This window comes from Streptomyces pratensis (genome assembly GCF_016804005.1).
Taxonomy (GTDB): Bacteria; Actinomycetota; Actinomycetes; order Streptomycetales; family Streptomycetaceae; genus Streptomyces; species Streptomyces pratensis_A.
Genome location: NZ_CP051486.1, coordinates 1533617 through 1551659, shown reverse-complemented (window position 1 = coordinate 1551659; position 18043 = coordinate 1533617). Strand labels below are relative to the sequence as shown.

Genomic DNA, 18043 nt, shown 5'->3' with positions numbered 1-18043 from the left:
AGCCCGTCAGGACCGGCCTCCGGCATCGTCTCCTCGGACACGATCAGCGCCCGTCCGCCGGCGTCTGTCCATCGCTGCTGTTACCGCCTTCGTCGGAGCCGCCTCCGCCGTGCTTGTTGCCGGAGTCGCTGTCGTCCTGCGGGTTGCCTCCACCGGCCTGAAGCGTCCAGAACGGGTTCATAGGAATGTCCTCTCGTGGGTTCATCGAATCGTTCACCTGCAACCCGCCCTGCCGAGGACGGGGGTGTGCCCCACCTGCCCGAGTTCGAACCGATTTGGGGGAGGCGGGAGTTAGGGGGCGGGTCGTCCTTCACGCGGAAGCACTCCCCGGCCATGCGGTCCAGTTCGGCGACGCAGGCTCCAGAGCCGCACATCGGTGCGTCCACCTCTCGTGACGAGACGGGCCCGAGCCATATCACCTGTATTCCGGCGTGTCGGCCGTGCCGCCAGCACCGGCCGGCCGGTCACTGGCCGCCGCCCGCTTCGGACCGGCCAAGGCCCGGCCGGCTCCCGGGACGGTAGTCACGGGGCGGTAGTCACCGGGCGGCAAGGCAACGCGGGCAGTTCACAGCACGAGCCCAAACGTCCTTCTCGTCACCGGCCTTGCCATCACCGCACACCGACTTCAACTCACGCGTCCGCCCGGGGTCATCAAGCGGTCCGATGAGCCTGTGCACGGTTATGACGTCATCTCCGACAGTGCCCGGCGCCCACTCACCCATTTCATCGGGCCGCGTCTTCGCGCTCATTTCCTGCCCTTCTGCCGTTGCCTACGAATCCTGCCGCCCGCCACCAGTTGCCGCTCCATCTCTTCCGGTACGGCGAAAGCTCTGCGGATTACACACCCCGCGTCCACTTTCGAGCAGGGTTCTTCGCCCTCAGGCCCGTTCGGCCCTTCGGTGCGGGTGGTTCGCCATCTCTTCGTTGCAGCTCCGGACCGTGACGAGGTTCCCTGCCGCGTGCGCTGACGCTCGCTGCCATGACAGCGCTCCGCACACGTCGCAGCCGTCCACAGGCACGGGCTCAAGGGCGGGCGCGTGAAGCGCGGATACGGCCGTGGTACGGCTCACCGTTCGAACCCGCTTCCGAAGTCCGGCCTCAACCTCTCTGAGCACACTCTTGCTCGGTATGGCGTATCCGGTGCGTGGCACCCAGTCCGGAACCAGTCGCCAGAACGCGCCCGCGTCCATCCGTGTGGCCGGCTCGTCGGCGTCACTGCGGCGTTGCTGGGGACTGGGTGACTTGGAAGTGTGCTTCCGGGGCAAGGTCCGCTCCTCTCCGTAGCGATACCGCTACCGGGCCCGCCCAGCGTGACGTAGGGTCAGGTCTCCTTCAACTGAGCGGAAACGAAGGAAGGATTGGACGGCGGAATGGTCAACCGCAAGGAATTGGACCCTGAGAGCAGCCCCCGAGCAGCCTATGGCGCCCGGATGCGCAGGTTGCGGGAGAGTAGAGGCTGGAGCCAGGAAGAGCTGGCCGAAAGCCTGGCATATTCCGGTCAGCATATTTCCGCTGTCGAAACTAGCCGGAAGCCGCCAACTCTCCCCTTCTCACGCAAAGCCGATCTCGTCTTCGGCATTACCGATTCCGCCGATTCGTTCGAGCGCGAGTGGCGCGGCATGCGACATGGCTCGCTACTGGAAGGCTTCCCCGAGTACGTGGGGCATGAGGGCCGAGCGGTAGAGATCCGGCTGTTCGAGATTGGGATCATTCCCGGGCTGTTACAGACACCGGAGTACGCGCGGGTGTTGGCGGACAGCGCGGTGCGACGAGGAGCCATCACGCCCGCACAAGCGGAAGAGCGCGTTTCGTTCCTGGCGGAGCGACAGGCCGCACTGATGCGTCCCCGGCCACCCATGATGTTCGTGACCATGGACGAAAGCTGCATCCGTCGGCCCGTGGGCGGGGACGCCGTCATGGCAGCTCAGTTGGAGCGTCTGGTCGAGTTCGCTGAGCTGCCGAACACGCTGCTTCAGGTGGCACCGTTCGAGATAGGTGAGCGACGCACGTTCGACCTACCCGTCAACCTCTTGACACTGCCGGATCGGTCCGTGATCTGTTACGCCGAGTCGCAGGCTCAGGGACACCTGGACCGAGAGAGCACTTCCGTGATGCCCATGCTGACGGCCTACCATCAGCTACAGGCTCAAACGCTGTCGCAAGCGGCATCCGTGGCCATGATCAGTAAGTTGCGAAAGGGCACCCCGTGACGACCGAATCCCCCCGTTGGTTCAAGTCCTCGTACAGCAACAACGGCGGCAACTGCATCGAGGTCGCCACCAACCTCGTCGCCCCGCACGGCATCGTTCCCGTGCGTGACTCCAAGAACCCGAGTGGGCCAGTTCTGCATTTCGCCGCCCGCGCGTTCGCTTCGTTCGTGGCCGACGTGAAGACCCAGGAGCCCTCCGTCCTCTGACCTACAGCGGTCCGAGGGGCGTGGCCGGGCCGTCGGAGAACCGCTCAAGGGCCCGCACCACCGTGCGGGCCCTTGACCGTTCAGCTGCCGCAGGTCGTGAACTCCGGGCCGGTCTTCGCCAGGTAGACGCTGGCGTGGCCCTGGTCGTCACTGGTCAGCGGGACGGTGACGGTGTCCTGTGCCTTCCAGGGGTATCCGTTCGCGTCGAAGGTCCATTGCCCGGTCACCTTCGTGGCCAGCTTCGACAACGCCACCCAGCCGTAGTGCTGCGGCGGGACGGTGATCGTCAGGCTGTTCCCGAGCGTCTCGCTCAGGTTGTAGGTGACGCTGCCGGAGGTGGTGAGGGCGACGCTCGTCTGGACGGGGCTCGGTGCTCCCGCACCCAGGCTCGACGTGAAGGACACGCTGAGCGTGCTCGACCACCCGCTGGTGGTGGTCAGCGAGAACGTCCACGGCACCGCCGCTCCGGTGCCGTTGAACCAGACGGGCGAGACGCACTGCGTGGGAAGCGGCTCGGCCGGGGCCTGGGAGCCCTTCGTCCAGGCGCAGGTCGTGGCGTCCTTCTGGCAGCGCTTGGACGCGTAGTCCACGGCGGCCTGGAACGCGTCGGCGGTCGCGGACGCGGGAATGGTCCACTGCTGCGCCTTGGTCCCGTTGCAGGCGTAGGTGTGGGTCCACGCGTCGTTGTTCTGGGATGCCAGGACGACGTCGACACACTTGTTGTCGCCGGCATTGCGGATCATGAACGTGTTCGCGGCGCCGGCGACGGGCTGGAAGTACCAGCGCTGGCCGGCCACCCCGCTACATGACTGCTGCTTGAGCGGCAGACCGGCCTCCATGCACTTGCCGGTGTGGTCGTTGGAGAGGGTGAACGACCCGTCGGCCTGCTGGTTGGCGTTCCACTGCTGGTGGTATCCCGGAGCGGAGTTGGTGACGAGGAAGACCCCGTTCCCCGTGTTGCCGTTCTGCACGTCCAGGTTCCGGCCGCTGTTGACCGAGGTGAACGTCAGCCCGGTCAGGCCGGATGCGGACACCTCGGCGGCCCGTGCCGTGCCGGCCTGCGCGGTCAGCCCGAGGATGACGGCGAGCGCGGCCACAAGAACGGTGAACGCCCTGGGTAAGACGCTGCCTCTACGCGTATTCATGTCGGATCCCCCTGTGTGATCGGTGTACCGGTGCCATGGCGGGCATCACGCTAGTGCCGCCCGCCGTCCACCTCGGGGGTCTGCCGTGTTTTTTGGCCGACATACGGAGGTGTCTGGCCGGTGAGTCGTCAAGCGTTACCCGCTGCGCGGGAACGGGCGCGCAGCGGGTGCGCCCTGGTGTCAGACCGCTGCCGGCAGCACGTCCTCCAGTTCCTGGAGCAGTCGGCGCTTCGGGCGGGCGCCGACCATCGACTTCACCGGTTCGCCGTCCTGGAACACCATCAGGGTCGGCATCGACAGCACCGCGTAGCGGCTGGTGATGCCCGGGTTGTGGTCCACGTCGATCTGGACGACCTTGACGCGGCCCGCCTCCTCCCTCGCGATCGCGCTGAGCACGGGGGCGAGCTGCCGGCATGGGCCGCACCAGTCGGCGGTGAACTCGACCAGGACCGGCAGTCCGGTTCCCAGGACCTCGGCGTCGAACGTCGTGTCGGTGACCTCGGTGACACCTTCCGCGTGGATCATCTGTCGTCCTCCCAGTTGAGTTCACATCGTGGTTCGGGGCCGCCCGGCAGCTCGGCGGATGCCTCCAGTTCGGCGCGGGCCAGCTGGGCACCCACCTCTGCACGGACCGACCGCAACTGGCTGATGAGCGCGTCCAGTTCGCCGATCTTTCGCCGGTACACCGCCAGCGAGGCCGGGCAGGCGTCACCCGCCGGGTGGCCGGCACGCAGGCAGTCGACGAAGGGGCGCGTCTCCTCCAGGTCGAACCCGAAGTCCTGCAAGGTCCGTATCTGCTGGATCAGCCGCAGGTCGCTCTCGTCGTACGTGCGGTAGCCGTTGTCCGCGCGGCGTGCGTGCAGCAGGCCCCGTGACTCGTAGTACCGCAGCGTCCGTGTGGTCGTCCCGGCGCGTTCGGCCAGTTCCCCGATTCGCATACCGCGACCGTAATCCTTGACGTCGGCGTCAAGGCAAGGCAAGGCGTGCGGTGCCGCGATCGGGATGCCCATGTCGGCTGGGGGCCGGTCAGGAGGACCTGACGTAACAGGTGTAGTCACCCGTCACGGTCGTCTCGGTCCGCCCCTGCGCGGTCGAATAAGTCACTTGGGACGAACCTGCGAAACCGAGCCCCTTCGCCATCCAGTCACCGGTCTCGGCGGCGTGCGCGCGCACGCACTGAGCCCGGGCGTCCCGGTCACCGTTGCGAACGTCCTGCTTTCCCGGGTAGGTCCGGTCCACCTTCACCTGGGCGAGCACCCGCAGGTCGTGCCGCTCCGAGCAGTCGACAGGCCGTACGACCACCGTGGTGCCCAGCCCCGTGTCTCCGGTGGTGGCACACCGGCCGCCCTTGAGCGTGGTGACGGGGGCCAGCACCTTGACGGCGTCCTCGACGGGCCGGCCGCCGCTGTCCGGCCCCTTGCCCTTCATCGGCTTGCCGAAGGCGCTCAGCCTGTACTCCGCGCGCAGCCTCTTCACGTCGACTAGGACCTCCTGCTCGTGGAGCCGGGCAAGGACGGGGCCGAGGTCGGCGGTCGCCGAGGTCAGGCGTCCGTCTGGGTCCAGGCGCACCGTGAGCCGCACGGGGTCCGCCCCCCAGTCGCCCTGGAGGCTCTGCAGGTCGCGGGGAAGCAGTTCCGCCGCGACTTCGGGGAGCGCTGTCACCCGGTACACCCGGCTGCCGTCCGTCTTCCGCTCGGGCTTCTCCCGGGGGATCACACGCGGCACCAGATCCGCGAGGGTTCCGCTGTAGGGCGCCGCGTCCCCTGCGGCGTGCGCCGCGACCACCCCGGTGCTCTCGCCGAGTACGTTGACGGCCTCGGGCGTGTATTTCAGCCAGGCGGAGTCGCCGTACCGGACGTAGACGTCGTCCTCGGCGGTGGCCACGGCCTGCCCGCCTTCGGGCGGCGGTTCCTGGAGGAACTTCAGGGTTTCCTCCGGGAAGTGCCGGTGGGCGCTGAAGCCGAGCTTCGCGAGTGACGTCCCGCGCTCGTAGTCCTGGGTCCCCTCCGCCCGGTGCACTGCGTCGCCGCCCGCCGCCCCGTAGGTCAGCGTCGAAAGGAAGGCGGCGGTGCCCGCGTCGCGGGTGGCGTCCGTCGCCGCCTGGAACTGCTCGGCGAGCGGCTTCCCATAGACCGCCTCCCCCGCCTGGGCCTCGTCTCCCGTGCCGCATCCGGCGGTGCCCAGGAGAGCCGGCAGCAGCAGTACGGCTGTGGCTCTCCAGTGTCGTGCGGTCTTCATCGTCCCCACCCCTTGTGCCTGGTCAGGACACCCTCTTGCGCCTGTTCAGGGCAGTGATACTGCTAGGACCCGCCGCGCGGAACCAGCACGGAATGATCACGCCGTCCGCACACCGGTGGAACGTACACGCGCGAGCCTCCGGTACGCGAAGTCCCGTACGGCCCAGGCCCGTTCCATGTCCTACGCCCAGAGAGCGCGGAACACGGCTTCACTGCCGGCCAGTTCGAACATCTCCCCCATGGACCGAACACCCGTCCCCGCGTCCGTGCCCGTGCGCACGGTGACGCGCTCCTCGGGAAAGAGGGCTACCAGAGCGACCTGGGAGGTGAGCGGCTTGACGACGCGGTGGGGCACCGCGGAGGCTCCCGCGGTGGTGTCCTCGATGTCGAGCCGGCCGATGCTCTCGTCCACCAGCAGCACATGGAAACGAAGCAGTTCATAGCCGTCGTCGGCCTGAGGCCGTCCGGTGTGAAGGCCCGTCTCGGAATCGCCGAGCACCGTCATCGACCAGCCGCGCAGAACGGCTGCCACTTCCTCGGGGCTGGTCAGGTCCGGGATCCCCCCACTGCCCGAGAGGTGCTCCGCGGCCCCCCAGACCCCTGTGCTCTCGCGGTTCGAGAAGAAGAGCTCCTCGGCGACGAGACCGTCCTTGCGCCGGTGGAGGAGCAGGACGAAGCCGAGGTCGCCCCGTACGCACGTGTCGGCGACGACGGTGGTTGTGGTGTCGTCGAGCCGGGGCGCCGGTACGGTGGCACGCCCGTCGGCATCCGGCCCGTGAGCAGCCGTGAGGGCGGCCCGGGCGGTCTCCGCCAGACTCGTGCGCATTCCACTCCTCGATTCACCGCCGGCAGGGACGCGGTGCTGCCCCGTCGGCACATCTCATGGGTCGACGGCCGGGTGCCGCGGCGCGGCAGGTCCTCGGTCCACTACCGCCGCCCGCCGAACTCCCATTCATGGACTTCGATGCCGGCGTACCGGTCCGGCGTCAGGACGGCGCGGGCCGTGTCCGGGCCGGAGGCCCTGAGCAACGCCGCCGTACCCAGCCAGGTGGCGCCGTCGTCGGACAGCAGGGGACCGTACGCGATGAGCTCGTCCCGGTCGGGCGGCACGGTGAGGTCGGCGGGCCGGCCCGAGCCGAGGCCGAGCACCAGGTACCGGTTGCCGCCGGTCCGTCCACCGGGGAAGTCCCACATGGTTCGCCCCAGCAGGTTGCGCCACCGGCGCAGCAACACGTCCCGGTAGGCGCCGGCCTGGTAGTTGGGCTCGTCGAAGGCGAACGCGCGGGCGGCGGCGGGATCGGGCAGGTCGACCATGTGCACGCTGCCGGTGGGTGTCTCGCCGTCGTCGGCGAAGGTCGGACCACGGGCGATCAGCTCGTCGGCGTAGCGGTCCATGTAGGACCAGTGCTCTTCCACCAACGCCTCGCGCAATGTGAGGGAGCCGGGCCGATCACGGTGGTAGCAGAAGAACTCCATGGTCACAGACCCTCTCCGACGTGCGGCGGGATATCAACAGGTTTCGCGACGACCGCCGCACGGTCCGGACGTCCGGACGGGGCGGCGTGCCGTCGGACGGGGCGGCGTCCCGTCCGGACGGCCGCTGCGGAAGCACGGCCACGACCCGCCGGGACGCTCCCCCACACACAGGTGCGGCCGGTACGGGGACCCCGTACCGGCCGCACCCGCCTTGCGCCTTCCTACGCCTTCGCCAGCGACGGCTTCTCGTCGGCGGCCACGTCGCCGTCCCGCGAGTCCGGGACGTGCGGCTCGCCGCCGTGGGCGTCGTCCGTCATCGTCTTCTCGTCGAACGGGAGGGCGCCGGAGAGGACCTGGTCCACCCTCTCGCGGTCGATCTCCTTGGTCCAGGTGCCGACCAGCACCGTGGCCACCGCGTTGCCGGCGAAGTTCGTCAGGGCGCGGGCCTCGCTCATGAAGCGGTCGATGCCGACGATCAGACCGACGCCGTCGACCAGTTCGGGGCGGTGGGACTGGAGGCCGCCGGCGAGGGTGGCGAGACCGGCCCCGGTGACGCCCGCGGCACCCTTCGAGGCGATCACCATGAAGATCAGCAGCGAGATCTGCTCACCGATGGTCAGCGGGTCGCCCGTCGCGTTGGCGATGAAGAGCGAGGCCATCGTGAGGTAGATCGCGGTGCCGTCGAGGTTGAAGGAGTAGCCGGTCGGCACGGTGATGCCGACGACGGGCTTGCTGACGCCCATGTGCTCCATCTTCGCGATCAGCCGCGGCAGGGCCGACTCCGACGAGGAGGTGGAGAGGATCAGCAGGAACTCGCGGCCCAGGTACTTCAGCAGCGAGAGGATGTTGACCCCGGCCACCAGGCGCAGGATCGCTCCCAGGATCAGGAACACGAAGAGCGCACAGGTGACGTAGAAGCCGATCATGATGATCGCGAGGGACTTCAGCGCGTCCACGCCGGTCTCGCCGACCACCGCCGCCATCGCGCCGAACGCGCCGACCGGAGCCGCCCACATGATCATGGCGAGGATGCGGAAGACGAGGCGCTGGATGTGGCCGATGCCGCGCAGGACGGGCTCTCCCGCCGATCCCATGGCCTGGAGCGCGAAGCCCGCGAGCAGGGCGATGAGCAGGGTCTGGAGGACCTCGCCCTCGGTGAAGGCCGAGACCATGGTGGTGGGGATGATGCCGAGCAGGAAGTCCACGGTGGACTCACTGGCCCCCGAGGCCTGCTTCTCACCCGCGGCACGGGCCGCCTCGGTGAGGTGGAGGCTGGAGCCGGGCTCCAGGAGGTTGCCGACGACCAGGCCGATGGCCAGGGCGACGGTCGACATCACCAGGAAGTAGCCGAGGGCCAGGCCGCCGACGGCGCCGACCTTGGCGGCCTTCCGTACGGAGCCGACCCCCAGCACGATCGTGCAGAAGATGATCGGCGAGATCATCATCTTGATGAGGTTGACGAAGCCTGTGCCGATCGGCTTCAGCTCGACGGCGAAGTCCGGAACCACCAGGCCCACCGTGACGCCGAGCACAACGGCGGCGATCACTGCGATGTAGAGGTAGTGGGTGCGGTCCCGTCGTGCGGCTTTCTCTGCCACGGGGGTCTCCTCGGGGTATGCGGCTGCTCCCCGTCCCTGGGGGCCCCGGTGACTATTCACTTCCCTGTGACGGCCGTCACCCTTGCGTTCATATCGTTCACGGACGCTTATCGGCCACCTTGGGCCGCCGGTCCCCGCCGTGCAGACTGTGACGTATGCGCCTGCCCCGAACCGTCCCCCGCAGCCTGGCCGGCCAGCTGTTCGCGATGCAGGCCCTGCTCGTGGCCGCGGTCGTGGCCGGGTGCGCCTTCTTCGCGTATGCCTCGGGCAGGTCGCAGGCGGAGGAGACCGCGGCCCGCCAGGTGCGGGCGGCCGCCCTCGCCATGGCCGGATCGCCCTCCGTGCGGGAGGCGATCCGTAACCCGGACCCGTCCGCCGTACTCCAGCCGTACGCGGAGAAGGTCCGCGAGGACACCGGGATCGCGTTCGTCACCATCATGGATCCGGAGGGTGTCCGCTGGACCCACCCCGACACCTCCCAGATCGGCAGGGGCTTCATCGGCCACACCGAGCGCGCCCTGCTCGGCGAGACGTTCGAGGAGACCTACACCGGCACGCTCGGGCCCTCGATACGGGTCGTCACGCCCGTCCACGACGGGGACCGGATCGTCGGCCTGGTCAGCGCGGGCATCACCGTCGAACGGGTGTCCACCCAGGTGCGCGAGCAGCTCGGCGCCCTGGGGACGGCGGCGGGTGCCGCCCTGGCACTCGGCGCGCTCGGCACGTACGTGATCAACGCCAGGCTGCGGCGGCACACGCACGGGATGAACGCCCGTGAGCTGAGCCGGATGCACACCTACCACGAGGCGACGCTGCACGCCGTGCGCGAGGGGCTGCTCATGCTCGACGGGCAGCGCCGGGTCGCCCTGATCAACGACGCGGGGCGGGAGCTACTGGGCCTGGCGCCGGGGTCGCTCGGGCGCAGGGTCGACGAGCTCTCGCTGCCGGCACCACTGACCGGGGCGCTCCTGGCGTCCGAGCCGAGGGTGGACGAGGTCCACCTGACGGCGGAGCGGGTGATCGTCGTCAACACCAGCCCGGTGGTCGGCGGCGAGCGGCGCGGCACGGTCGTGACGCTGCGGGACCACACGGAGCTGCAGGCGCTGTCGGGCGAGCTCGACTCGGAGCGCGGCTTCACCCAGGCGCTGCGCTCACAGGCGCACGAGGCGGCGAACCGGCTGCACACCGTGGTGTCGCTGATCGAGCTGGGCCGGGTCGAGGAGGCGGTGGACTTCGCGACGGCGGAGCTGGAGCTGGCACAGGTCCTCACCGACCGGGTCGTGGGCGCGGTCGCCGAACCCGTCCTCGCCGCTCTGCTGCTCGGCAAGGCGGCGCAGGCCAACGAGCGCGGTGTGGAGCTCGTGCTCGCCGAGGACAGCCTGATCGACGACGGCGCCCTGCCGCGCTCGCTGGCGCCGCGGGACCTGGTGACGATCCTCGGCAACCTGATCGACAACGCGGTGGACGCAGCGTCGGAGACGGCGACGGGCGGTTCCGGCGTGCCCGTCCCCGCACAGCGCACCGCTACGCGGGCCCTGGTCACCGTCACCGCGCGGACGGAGTCCGGCGAACTGCTGCTGCGGGTGGCCGACACCGGCGCCGGGATCGGCCCGGACGACGCCGACGAGGTGTTCCGGCGCGGCTGGACCACCCACGGCACGGGCCGTGGTCTGGGCCTGGCGCTCGTACGGCAGGCGGCCCACCGCAACGGCGGGACGGTGACGCTGGGCCGGGCGCCGGGCGGCGGCGCGGAGTTCACGGTACGGCTGCCGCTCGCCGGCCGTACGGCACGGGCGGAGGTGGTCGCACCGTGATCCGGGTGCTGGTCGTGGAGGACGACCCGGTGGCCGCCGACGCCCACCAGCTGTACGTGGACAGGGTGCCGGGATTCGAGGTCGCCGCCGTCGCGCACTCCCGGGCGGAGGCCGCACGGGCGCTGGACCGGACGGAGGTGGACCTGCTGCTGCTCGACCTCTATCTGCCGGACGGGCACGGCCTGCAGCTGCTGCGCTCGCTGCGGGCCGCGGGACACGGCGCGGATGTCATCGCGGTGACGTCGGCCCGCGATCTGGCGGTGGTACGGGAAGGCGTGTCGCTCGGCGTCGTGCAGTACGTGCTGAAGCCGTTCACCTATCCCACGCTCCGGGACCGGCTCGTGCGGTACGCCGAGTTCCGGGCGGCGGCCGGTGAGGCGAGCGGCCAGGAGGAGGTGGACCGGGCGCTGGGCGCGCTGAGGGTGGCCGACCCGGCCACGCTGCCCAAGGGGCTGAGCGGGCCGACGCTGGAGGCGGTGACCCGCGCCCTCCGGGGGGCGCCGGACGGGGTGACCGCGGCTGCCGCCGGGGAGGGGCTGGGAATCTCCCGGATCACCGCCCGGCGCTACCTGGAGCACCTGGTGGCGGCGGGACGGGCCGTGCGGCGGCCGAGCTACGGTCAGGTCGGCCGGCCGGAGCTGCATTATCACTGGGTGGCTGAAACCCGCTGATGGCCAGGCGCATGACCCGATGAGGCGCTAGGAGGATCATACGAAGGGTGAACTGGGACGAACAGCCTGTAGCCAGGCCGTTCCCAGGCTTCTACGGTGGGGCCGTGCACCCCACCCCGCCCTTCAACGCCCCCGCCGCGCGCCGCCTCCGCGAGGCGCTGGGAATGGCTCCCGGACATGTTGCGTACGGGCTCGGTGCCCAGTACGGACTGCGGATCACGGCCGAGACCGTGATGGCCTGGGAACGCGGTACCGCGCTGCCCGGCGAACGGGAGCTGATGGCGCTGTCAGGTGTCCTGTGGTGCGCGCCGGGTGATCTGCTGGCCGCCGCGAGCACCTTGCGCGAGCACCGGCTGGCCCGGGACGTCGCGGTGGACGACCTGGCGCGGACGCTCGGGATGACGGGCGCCGCGTACCGGCGGATGGAGGATTCGGGCCGCTGGCGCGGCAACGAGCGCCAGGCCGTGGCACTCTGCGACACGCTGGACATGTCCGCGGCACAGTTCCTGACGGCGACCGGCCGGAACGAGGAGCTCGCGGATCTGCTGACCAGGGCGGTGACCACCCGCTGGCAGGCATACGTGCGGCCGCTGGACAAGCTCGTCCCGCTGGACCGGATCCTGCTCCAGAACGTGCTGGAGCAGCTGCACGCCGACTACCAGGCGCTGATGGTGTCGACGCTGAGCTGGAACACCACGGGCCGGGACCGGGCCGGGACGGCGGGCGAGGCCGGGCGGGAGTTCCTGGACAAGGTGGTCGAGGAGTTCTGGCGCACTGCCGGGATCTGAACCGGCACGGGTTCGTCCATGGCCCTCAGTCCTTGACCGGGTCGAAGGAGTACAGCTGGCCCGTCCCCTCCTTCTCGCAGCCGAGCTGGACGATCTAGGCGAGCTCCTTCGTGCTCCCGTCCCTGGGACCGAGGCAGAGGTCGGTGTGGGGCGGGGCGGATCCGGTAGCCCCTCACCGGCTCACCGACCGGTTCGAGCCGGAAGATCTCGGCGGGGCCCCGGTGGCCGCACCCGGTGTCCTCCAGGGGTGTTCCGGTTGCGGTCAGCCCGTGCAGGACCCCGGTGCAGCCCTCCCCGTAGTCGGGGTGGTCGGTCACGATGCGCCAGGTCCCGGAACCGAGGGGCAGCAGGCTGAACCGCGGGACCGTGTCCGTGACACAGGGCATCTGGTAGACGGTGCCGTTCTTCATGCCGAGCCGCTCCGACAGACAGAGGTCCGTACGGACCGACCGTATGCGCACGGGCCCCGTGGCGGGTGCGGCGACGGGCCGGGCGGTCTCCCGCCCGCCCTCGGGGCCGCCGTCCGGCCCGAGGGCGGCCACCGCGCAGGCCACGGCCGCGAGGGCCACCGCGGCGACCACGGCGACCACGGCCACGAGCGACGGACGGCGGCGCCGCGCGGGTGCGTCCGGTTCCGGCCCTTCGGGGGCCACGGAGCCGTCCGGCGCCCCGGCCTCCTCCGACGCCCCCGCCCCTGGGCGGGTGCCGTGCACCGCGATCTCCTTGCGGACCGCCAGCCAGCTGTCCGCCTCGGCGGGTCCGCAGCCGCAGGCGCGCACGAAGGTGGCGAGCAGCTCCTCGCGCGGGACGGTCGTGCGGGCGAGCATGTTGGCGATCGTGGAGCGCGGCAGTACGTCGCCCACCGCTTCGGCCCGTTGCGTCAGTTCACGGAACGTCAGCCCGGAGGCGTCCTTCAGCCTGCGCAGCAGCTCGACGAACCCGGCCGCGTCCCGCGCCTCCTGAGGATCCGGAGTCCTGCCGTCACCCGTCATCCACTGCCTCCCCCTGCCTGGTCCCGCCCGCCCGGTCCGGCACCGGACAGGCGTCGGGACATGTCCCGGACAGGGTCAAGCCTTGTTGATCCGCACCGCCTCCTCAAGAGTGGATTGCGGCACATGCACGGGGGGACGCCCACGGCCCCGACCGTCCACGGGGGGATGGTCGGGGCCGCGGGTGGGTGCCGACGCCCACGGCCCCGGCCGTCCACGGGGGATGGCCGGGGCCGCGGGTGATGCCGGGCGGGGACCAGATGCCGGGCGGGGACTAGAAGACGGACTCGGCCTCGTACATCCGGTCGCTGGGGACCGTCTTCAGACGGGTCACGGCGTCCGCGAGCGGGGCCATCACGATCTCGGTCCCGCGCAGCGCGGTCATCCTCCCGAAGTCACCTCGGTGGACGGCCTCCACGGCGTTCCAGCCGAAGCGGGTCGCGAGCACCCGGTCGTACGCGGTCGGCGTGCCGCCGCGCTGCACATGGCCGAGAATGACCGGCCGCGCCTCCTTGCCGAGCCGCCGTTCGAGCTCGGATGCGAGGCGGTTGCCGATGCCCTGGAAGCGCTCGTGCCCGAACTGGTCGATCTCGCCCTTGGCGTACGTCATGGAACCCTCGGCCGGGTGCGCCCCCTCGGCGACGCAGATGACGGCGAACTTCTTGCCGCGCGCGAAGCGTTCCTCGACCATCTTCACGAGGTCGTCGACCTCGAAGGGCCGCTCGGGCAGGCAGATGCCGTGGGCACCGCCGGCCATGCCGGACTCCAGCGCGATCCAGCCCGCGTGGCGGCCCATGACCTCGACGACCATGACCCGCTGGTGCGATTCGGCCGTGGTCTTGAGCCGGTCTATGGCCTCGGTCGCGACGCCCACCGCGGTGTCGAAGCCGAAGGTCCGGTCGGTGGCGGAGATGTCGTTGTCGATGGTCTTGGGCACGCCGACGACGGGCATCCCGGCGTCGGAGAGCATGCGGGCCGCGGTGAGCGTGCCCTCGCCGCCGATCGGGATGAGCGCGTCGATGCCGTAACGGAGGGAGAGTTCCGCGCAGTTCTCGGCGGCCTCGCGCAGCCGGTCGCGTTCGAGCCGCGCCGAGCCGAGGATCGTGCCGCCGCGGGCCAGGATGCCACTGACCGCGTTCAGGTCGAGGGGCCGGAAGTGGCCGTCGAGCAGCCCCTTGAAGCCGTCCTCGAAGCCGATGACCTCATCGCCGTGACCCACCACGGCGCGGTGCACGACCGAACGGATCACAGCGTTCAGGCCTGGGCAGTCGCCGCCTGCGGTGAGAATTCCGATGCGCATCCTGCTCTGTCTCCTGCTCGCTAGTGCCATGCGTTCCGGGGACCCGTCGAGAAACCCCCGTACCGTGAGCCATGACGATTGTCCCACGCCGAGCCGGGCACCCGCGCTTCCGGCTGCAATGGCGGGAACCGTTCGGGGACCCGGAGGGCCTTCTCCGGGCACGGTGCCCGGCGGGCGGCTCACCTGCCCCGGTAGGTATCGTCAATGGGACATGCCAGTCAAACAGGACGGGAGACCACGCGTGGCGCGCAGCGTGTACGTGACCGGGATCGACCGGGGAGACGGCCGTCAGGTCGTCGATCTGGGAGTCATGGAGCTACTGACGCGTCAGGTGGACCGGGTCGGCGTCTTCCGGCCACTGGTCCACGACGGGCCCGACCGGCTGTTCGAGCTGCTGCGGGCCCGCTACCGGCTCTCGCAGAGCGCCGAGACGGTCTTCGGCCTGGACTACCAGGAGGCCTCCGCGGTGCAGGCGGAGAAGGGCACCGACGAACTGGTCTCCCTGCTCGTCGAGCGTTTCCACCGGGTGGCCCGCGACTACGAGGTGGTGCTGGTCCTCGGCAGCGACTACGCCGCCACCCAGCTCCCCGACGAACTGGCGCTGAACGCGCGGCTCGCCAACGAGTTCGGCGCCTCGGTGATCGCGGTGGTCGGTGGCAAGGACCAGGACGCCGAATCCGTGCGGGCCGAGACGCGCAACGCCTACCGCGCCTACGCCGGTCTCGGCTGCGACGTCCTGGCGATGATCGTGAACCGGGTGGCGTCCGAGGAGCGCTCGGAGATCGCGGAGCGGCTGAGGACACAGCTCCCGGTCCCCTGCTCGGTACTCCCGGACGACCCCGCGCTCTCCGCCCCCACCGTCTCCCAGATCACCACCGCACTGGGCGGGACGGTTCTCCTCGGTGACGACTCCGGCCTGGCCAGGGACGCGCTGGACTTCGTGTTCGGCGGCGCCATGCTGCCGAACCTCCTGAAGGCCCTGACCCCGGGCTGCATGGTCGTCACCCCCGGCGACCGCGCGGACCTCGTCATCGGTTCGCTCGCCGCGCACAGCGCCGGGACGCCGCCCATCGCGGGCGTCCTGCTGACCCTGAACGAACGCCCCGGCGAGGAGATACTCCGGCTCGCGGCCCGCCTCGCGCCGGGCACCCCGGTCGTCGCGGTGGCCGGCGGATCCTTCCCCACGGCGGGTGAACTCTTCGCCTTGGAAGGAAAGTTGAACGCGGCGACGCCCCGCAAGGCGGAGACGGCACTCGGCCTCTTCGAACGCCACGTGGACACCGGCGCCCTGCTGGAGCGGATCTCGGTGGCCCGCAGCGGCCGGGTGACCCCGATGATGTTCGAGCACGAGCTGCTGGAACAGGCCCGCTCCGACCGGCGCCGGGTCGTCCTGCCCGAGGGCACCGAGGAGCGCGTCCTGCGCGCCGCCGATGTGCTGCTCCGCCGCGACGTCTGCGACCTGACCCTGCTCGGGGACACCGACGTCATCCGCAAGAAGGCCGCCGACCTGGGCATCGACCTCGGAGAGACCCAGCTCGTCGACCCCCGGTCCTCGGAGCTGCGCCAAGGTTTCGCCGAGCGGTACGCCGAGCTGCGCGCGCACCGCGGGGTGACGGTGGAGCTGGCGTACGACGTCGTCTCGGACGTCAACTACTTCGGCACCCTGATGGTCCAGGAGGGCCTGGCCGACGGGATGGTCTCCGGTTCGGTGCACTCCACGGCGGCCACGATCCGGCCGGCGTTCGAGATCATCAAGACGAAGCCCGAGGCCTCGATCGTGTCCTCGGTGTTCTTCATGTGCCTCGCCGACAAGGTCCTGGTCTACGGCGACTGCGCGGTCAACCCGGATCCGGACGCGGAGCAGCTCGCGGACATCGCGGTGCAGTCCGCGGCCACCGCGTCCCGCTTCGGTGTGGACCCCCGTATCGCGATGCTCTCGTACTCGACGGGGACCTCGGGCACGGGCGCCGACGTCGACAAGGTGCGGGAGGCCACGGACCGGGTACGCGCCTCACGTCCGGACCTGAGGATCGAGGGCCCGATCCAGTACGACGCGGCGGTCGAGCCGTCCGTCGCCGCGACCAAGCTGCCGGCGTCCGAGGTGGCGGGCCGGGCGACCGTGCTGATCTTCCCGGACCTCAACACCGGCAACAACACCTACAAGGCGGTCCAGCGCTCCGCCGGCGCCGTCGCGGTCGGCCCGGTCATGCAGGGGCTGCGCAAGCCGGTCAACGACCTTTCGCGCGGCGCGCTGGTCCAGGACATCGTCACCACGGTGGCCATCACGGCGATCCAGGCGCAGAGCGAGGAATGACCGCGATGACCACCGACCCGACCAGCGAAGGTTCCCGCTCCATGAACGACGCCCATCGCGTACTCGTGCTCAACTCCGGCTCCTCGTCGGTGAAGTACCAGCTGCTGGACATGCGCGACCGCTCGCGGCTGGCCACCGGCCTGGTCGAGCGGATCGGCGAATCGTCCTCCCGGCTCGTGCACACCCCGCTGAAGGGCGGGGAGCCCCGCGAGCGCACGGGCAGGATCGCCGACCACGAGGAGGCGCTGAAGGCCGCCGCCGCCGAGCTGGCGGCCGACGGGCTCGGCCTCGACTCCCCCGAGCTGGCGGCGATCGGCCACCGGGTGGTGCACGGAGGCCTGAAGTTCAGTGAGCCCACAGTGATCACCGACGAGGTGCTGAAGGAGATCGAGCGGCTCGTCCCGGTGGCCCCCCTGCACAACCCGGCGAACATCACCGGGATCCGCACGGCACAGGCGCTGCGGCCGGACCTTCCCCAGGTGGCGGTCTTCGACACGGCGTTCCACACGACGATGCCGGAGCACGCGGCGCGGTACGCGATCGACGTCGGCACCGCCGACGCGCACCGCATCCGCCGCTACGGCTTCCACGGCACCTCGCACGCGTACGTGTCGCGCAGGACGGCGGAGCTGCTGGGCCGGCCGGCCGCCGACGTGAACGTGATCGTGCTGCACCTCGGGAACGGCGCCTCGGCGTCCGCGGTGGCGGGCGGCCGGTGTGTGGACACGTCCATGGGACTGACCCCCTTGGAAGGGCTGGTCATGGGTACGCGTTCGGGAGACATCGACCCTGCCGTCACCTTCCACCTGAAGCGGGTGGCGGGGATGTCGACGGACGAGATCGACGTCCTGCTGAACAAGAGGAGCGGCCTGGTCGGCCTGTGCGGCGACAACGACATGCGGGAGATCCGGCGCCGCGTGGACGAGGGCGACGAGCGGGCCACTCTCGCGTTCGACGTCTACATCCACCGGCTGAAGAAGTACATCGGCGCCTATTCGGCGGTCCTCGGCCGGGTGGACGCCGTGGTGTTCACGGCGGGGGTCGGGGAGAACTCGGCCCCGGTACGGGAGGCTGCGCTCGCGGGACTGGAGGGTTTCGGGCTGGCCGTGGACCCGGACCGCAACGCCGTACGGTCCGGAGAACCGCGGCTGATCTCGCCCGACGGCGCACGGGTGTCGGTCGCCGTCGTGCCTACGGACGAGGAGCTGGAGATCGCGGGCCAGACCTTCGACCTGGTCCACAACTGAGCGGGCCCGCGCCCCTTTGTATCTTCCACCAGACGGAATATTCCGCAG

The 18043-nt window shown here is 70.4% G+C and carries 16 protein-coding genes and 1 pseudogene; 7 read left to right on the top strand and 10 right to left on the bottom strand.

Features of this window, described 5'->3' with window-relative positions; all coding sequences use genetic code 11:
* Positions 1-43: 43 nt before the first annotated feature.
* The gene (locus tag HED23_RS06980) at positions 44-181 is read right to left on the bottom strand and encodes a hypothetical protein (protein ID WP_203182542.1); all 138 of its coding nucleotides are present in this window, start codon (positions 179-181) and stop codon (positions 44-46) included.
* Between the two features lie 1189 nt (positions 182-1370).
* Here HED23_RS06980 and HED23_RS06975 point away from each other — a divergent pair.
* Both HED23_RS06975 and HED23_RS06970 read left to right on the top strand, forming a co-directional pair.
* Positions 1371-2210, top strand: a complete 840-nt coding sequence (locus HED23_RS06975; RefSeq protein ID WP_203182541.1) for a helix-turn-helix domain-containing protein — start codon at positions 1371-1373, stop codon at positions 2208-2210.
* Positions 2207-2416: a DUF397 domain-containing protein gene (locus HED23_RS06970; RefSeq protein WP_203182540.1), complete on the top strand. Its 210-nt coding sequence runs from the start codon at positions 2207-2209 to the stop codon at positions 2414-2416. Before HED23_RS06975 ends, HED23_RS06970 begins: the two co-directional genes overlap by 4 nt.
* Before the next feature lie 80 nt (positions 2417-2496).
* Here the strand turns inward: HED23_RS06970 and HED23_RS06965 are convergent, their stop codons facing one another.
* From HED23_RS06965 to HED23_RS06935, 7 genes are all read right to left on the bottom strand, one after another.
* Positions 2497-3561: an RICIN domain-containing protein gene (locus HED23_RS06965; protein ID WP_203182539.1), complete on the bottom strand. Its 1065-nt coding sequence runs from the start codon at positions 3559-3561 to the stop codon at positions 2497-2499.
* 180 nt (positions 3562-3741) lie between these two features.
* Positions 3742-4086 (bottom strand): thioredoxin, encoded by a 345-nt coding sequence (gene trxA, locus HED23_RS06960; RefSeq protein ID WP_203182538.1) that lies wholly within the window; start codon positions 4084-4086, stop codon positions 3742-3744.
* The gene (locus HED23_RS06955) at positions 4083-4499 is read right to left on the bottom strand and encodes a MerR family transcriptional regulator (RefSeq protein WP_203182537.1); all 417 of its coding nucleotides are present in this window, start codon (positions 4497-4499) and stop codon (positions 4083-4085) included. The genes trxA and HED23_RS06955 overlap by 4 nt, the downstream gene beginning before the upstream one ends.
* Positions 4500-4587: 88 nt before the next feature.
* On the bottom strand, positions 4588-5799 hold the full coding sequence (locus HED23_RS06950) for a hypothetical protein (protein WP_238441863.1): 1212 nt from the start codon (positions 5797-5799) through the stop codon (positions 4588-4590).
* 180 nt (positions 5800-5979) lie between these two features.
* The gene (locus HED23_RS06945) at positions 5980-6624 is read right to left on the bottom strand and encodes a hypothetical protein (RefSeq protein ID WP_203182535.1); all 645 of its coding nucleotides are present in this window, start codon (positions 6622-6624) and stop codon (positions 5980-5982) included.
* Positions 6625-6725: 101 nt separating this feature from the next.
* The gene (locus tag HED23_RS06940; RefSeq protein ID WP_203187390.1) at positions 6726-7274 is read right to left on the bottom strand and encodes a YciI family protein; all 549 of its coding nucleotides are present in this window, start codon (positions 7272-7274) and stop codon (positions 6726-6728) included.
* A 221-nt stretch (positions 7275-7495) separates the two neighbouring features.
* Positions 7496-8872 (bottom strand): cation:dicarboxylate symporter family transporter, encoded by a 1377-nt coding sequence (locus HED23_RS06935; protein ID WP_203182534.1) that lies wholly within the window; start codon positions 8870-8872, stop codon positions 7496-7498.
* Between the two features lie 155 nt (positions 8873-9027).
* Between HED23_RS06935 and HED23_RS06930 the strand changes: the two genes are divergently transcribed.
* From HED23_RS06930 to HED23_RS06920, 3 genes are all read left to right on the top strand, one after another.
* Positions 9028-10686, top strand: a complete 1659-nt coding sequence (locus tag HED23_RS06930) for a sensor histidine kinase (protein WP_203182533.1) — start codon at positions 9028-9030, stop codon at positions 10684-10686.
* Positions 10683-11357 (top strand): response regulator, encoded by a 675-nt coding sequence (locus tag HED23_RS06925; RefSeq protein ID WP_203182532.1) that lies wholly within the window; start codon positions 10683-10685, stop codon positions 11355-11357. The genes HED23_RS06930 and HED23_RS06925 overlap by 4 nt, the downstream gene beginning before the upstream one ends.
* Before the next feature lie 164 nt (positions 11358-11521).
* The gene (locus HED23_RS06920; protein WP_238442249.1) at positions 11522-12145 is read left to right on the top strand and encodes a helix-turn-helix domain-containing protein; all 624 of its coding nucleotides are present in this window, start codon (positions 11522-11524) and stop codon (positions 12143-12145) included.
* 749 nt (positions 12146-12894) lie between these two features.
* Here the strand turns inward: HED23_RS06920 and HED23_RS35840 are convergent.
* Positions 12895-13137, bottom strand: a pseudogene (locus HED23_RS35840) (helix-turn-helix domain-containing protein); the annotation flags it as partial.
* A gap of 271 nt (positions 13138-13408) precedes the next feature.
* Entirely contained in the window at positions 13409-14434 is a 1026-nt protein-coding gene (locus tag HED23_RS06915; protein ID WP_203182530.1) for an ATP-dependent 6-phosphofructokinase, read from the bottom strand.
* A 241-nt stretch (positions 14435-14675) separates the two neighbouring features.
* Between HED23_RS06915 and pta the strand changes: the two genes are divergently transcribed.
* Entirely contained in the window at positions 14676-16748 is a 2073-nt protein-coding gene (gene pta / locus HED23_RS06910) for a phosphate acetyltransferase (protein ID WP_203182529.1), read from the top strand.
* Entirely contained in the window at positions 16745-17995 is a 1251-nt protein-coding gene (locus HED23_RS06905) for an acetate kinase (protein WP_203182528.1), read from the top strand. Before pta ends, HED23_RS06905 begins: the two co-directional genes overlap by 4 nt.
* Positions 17996-18043: the final 48 nt, after the last annotated feature.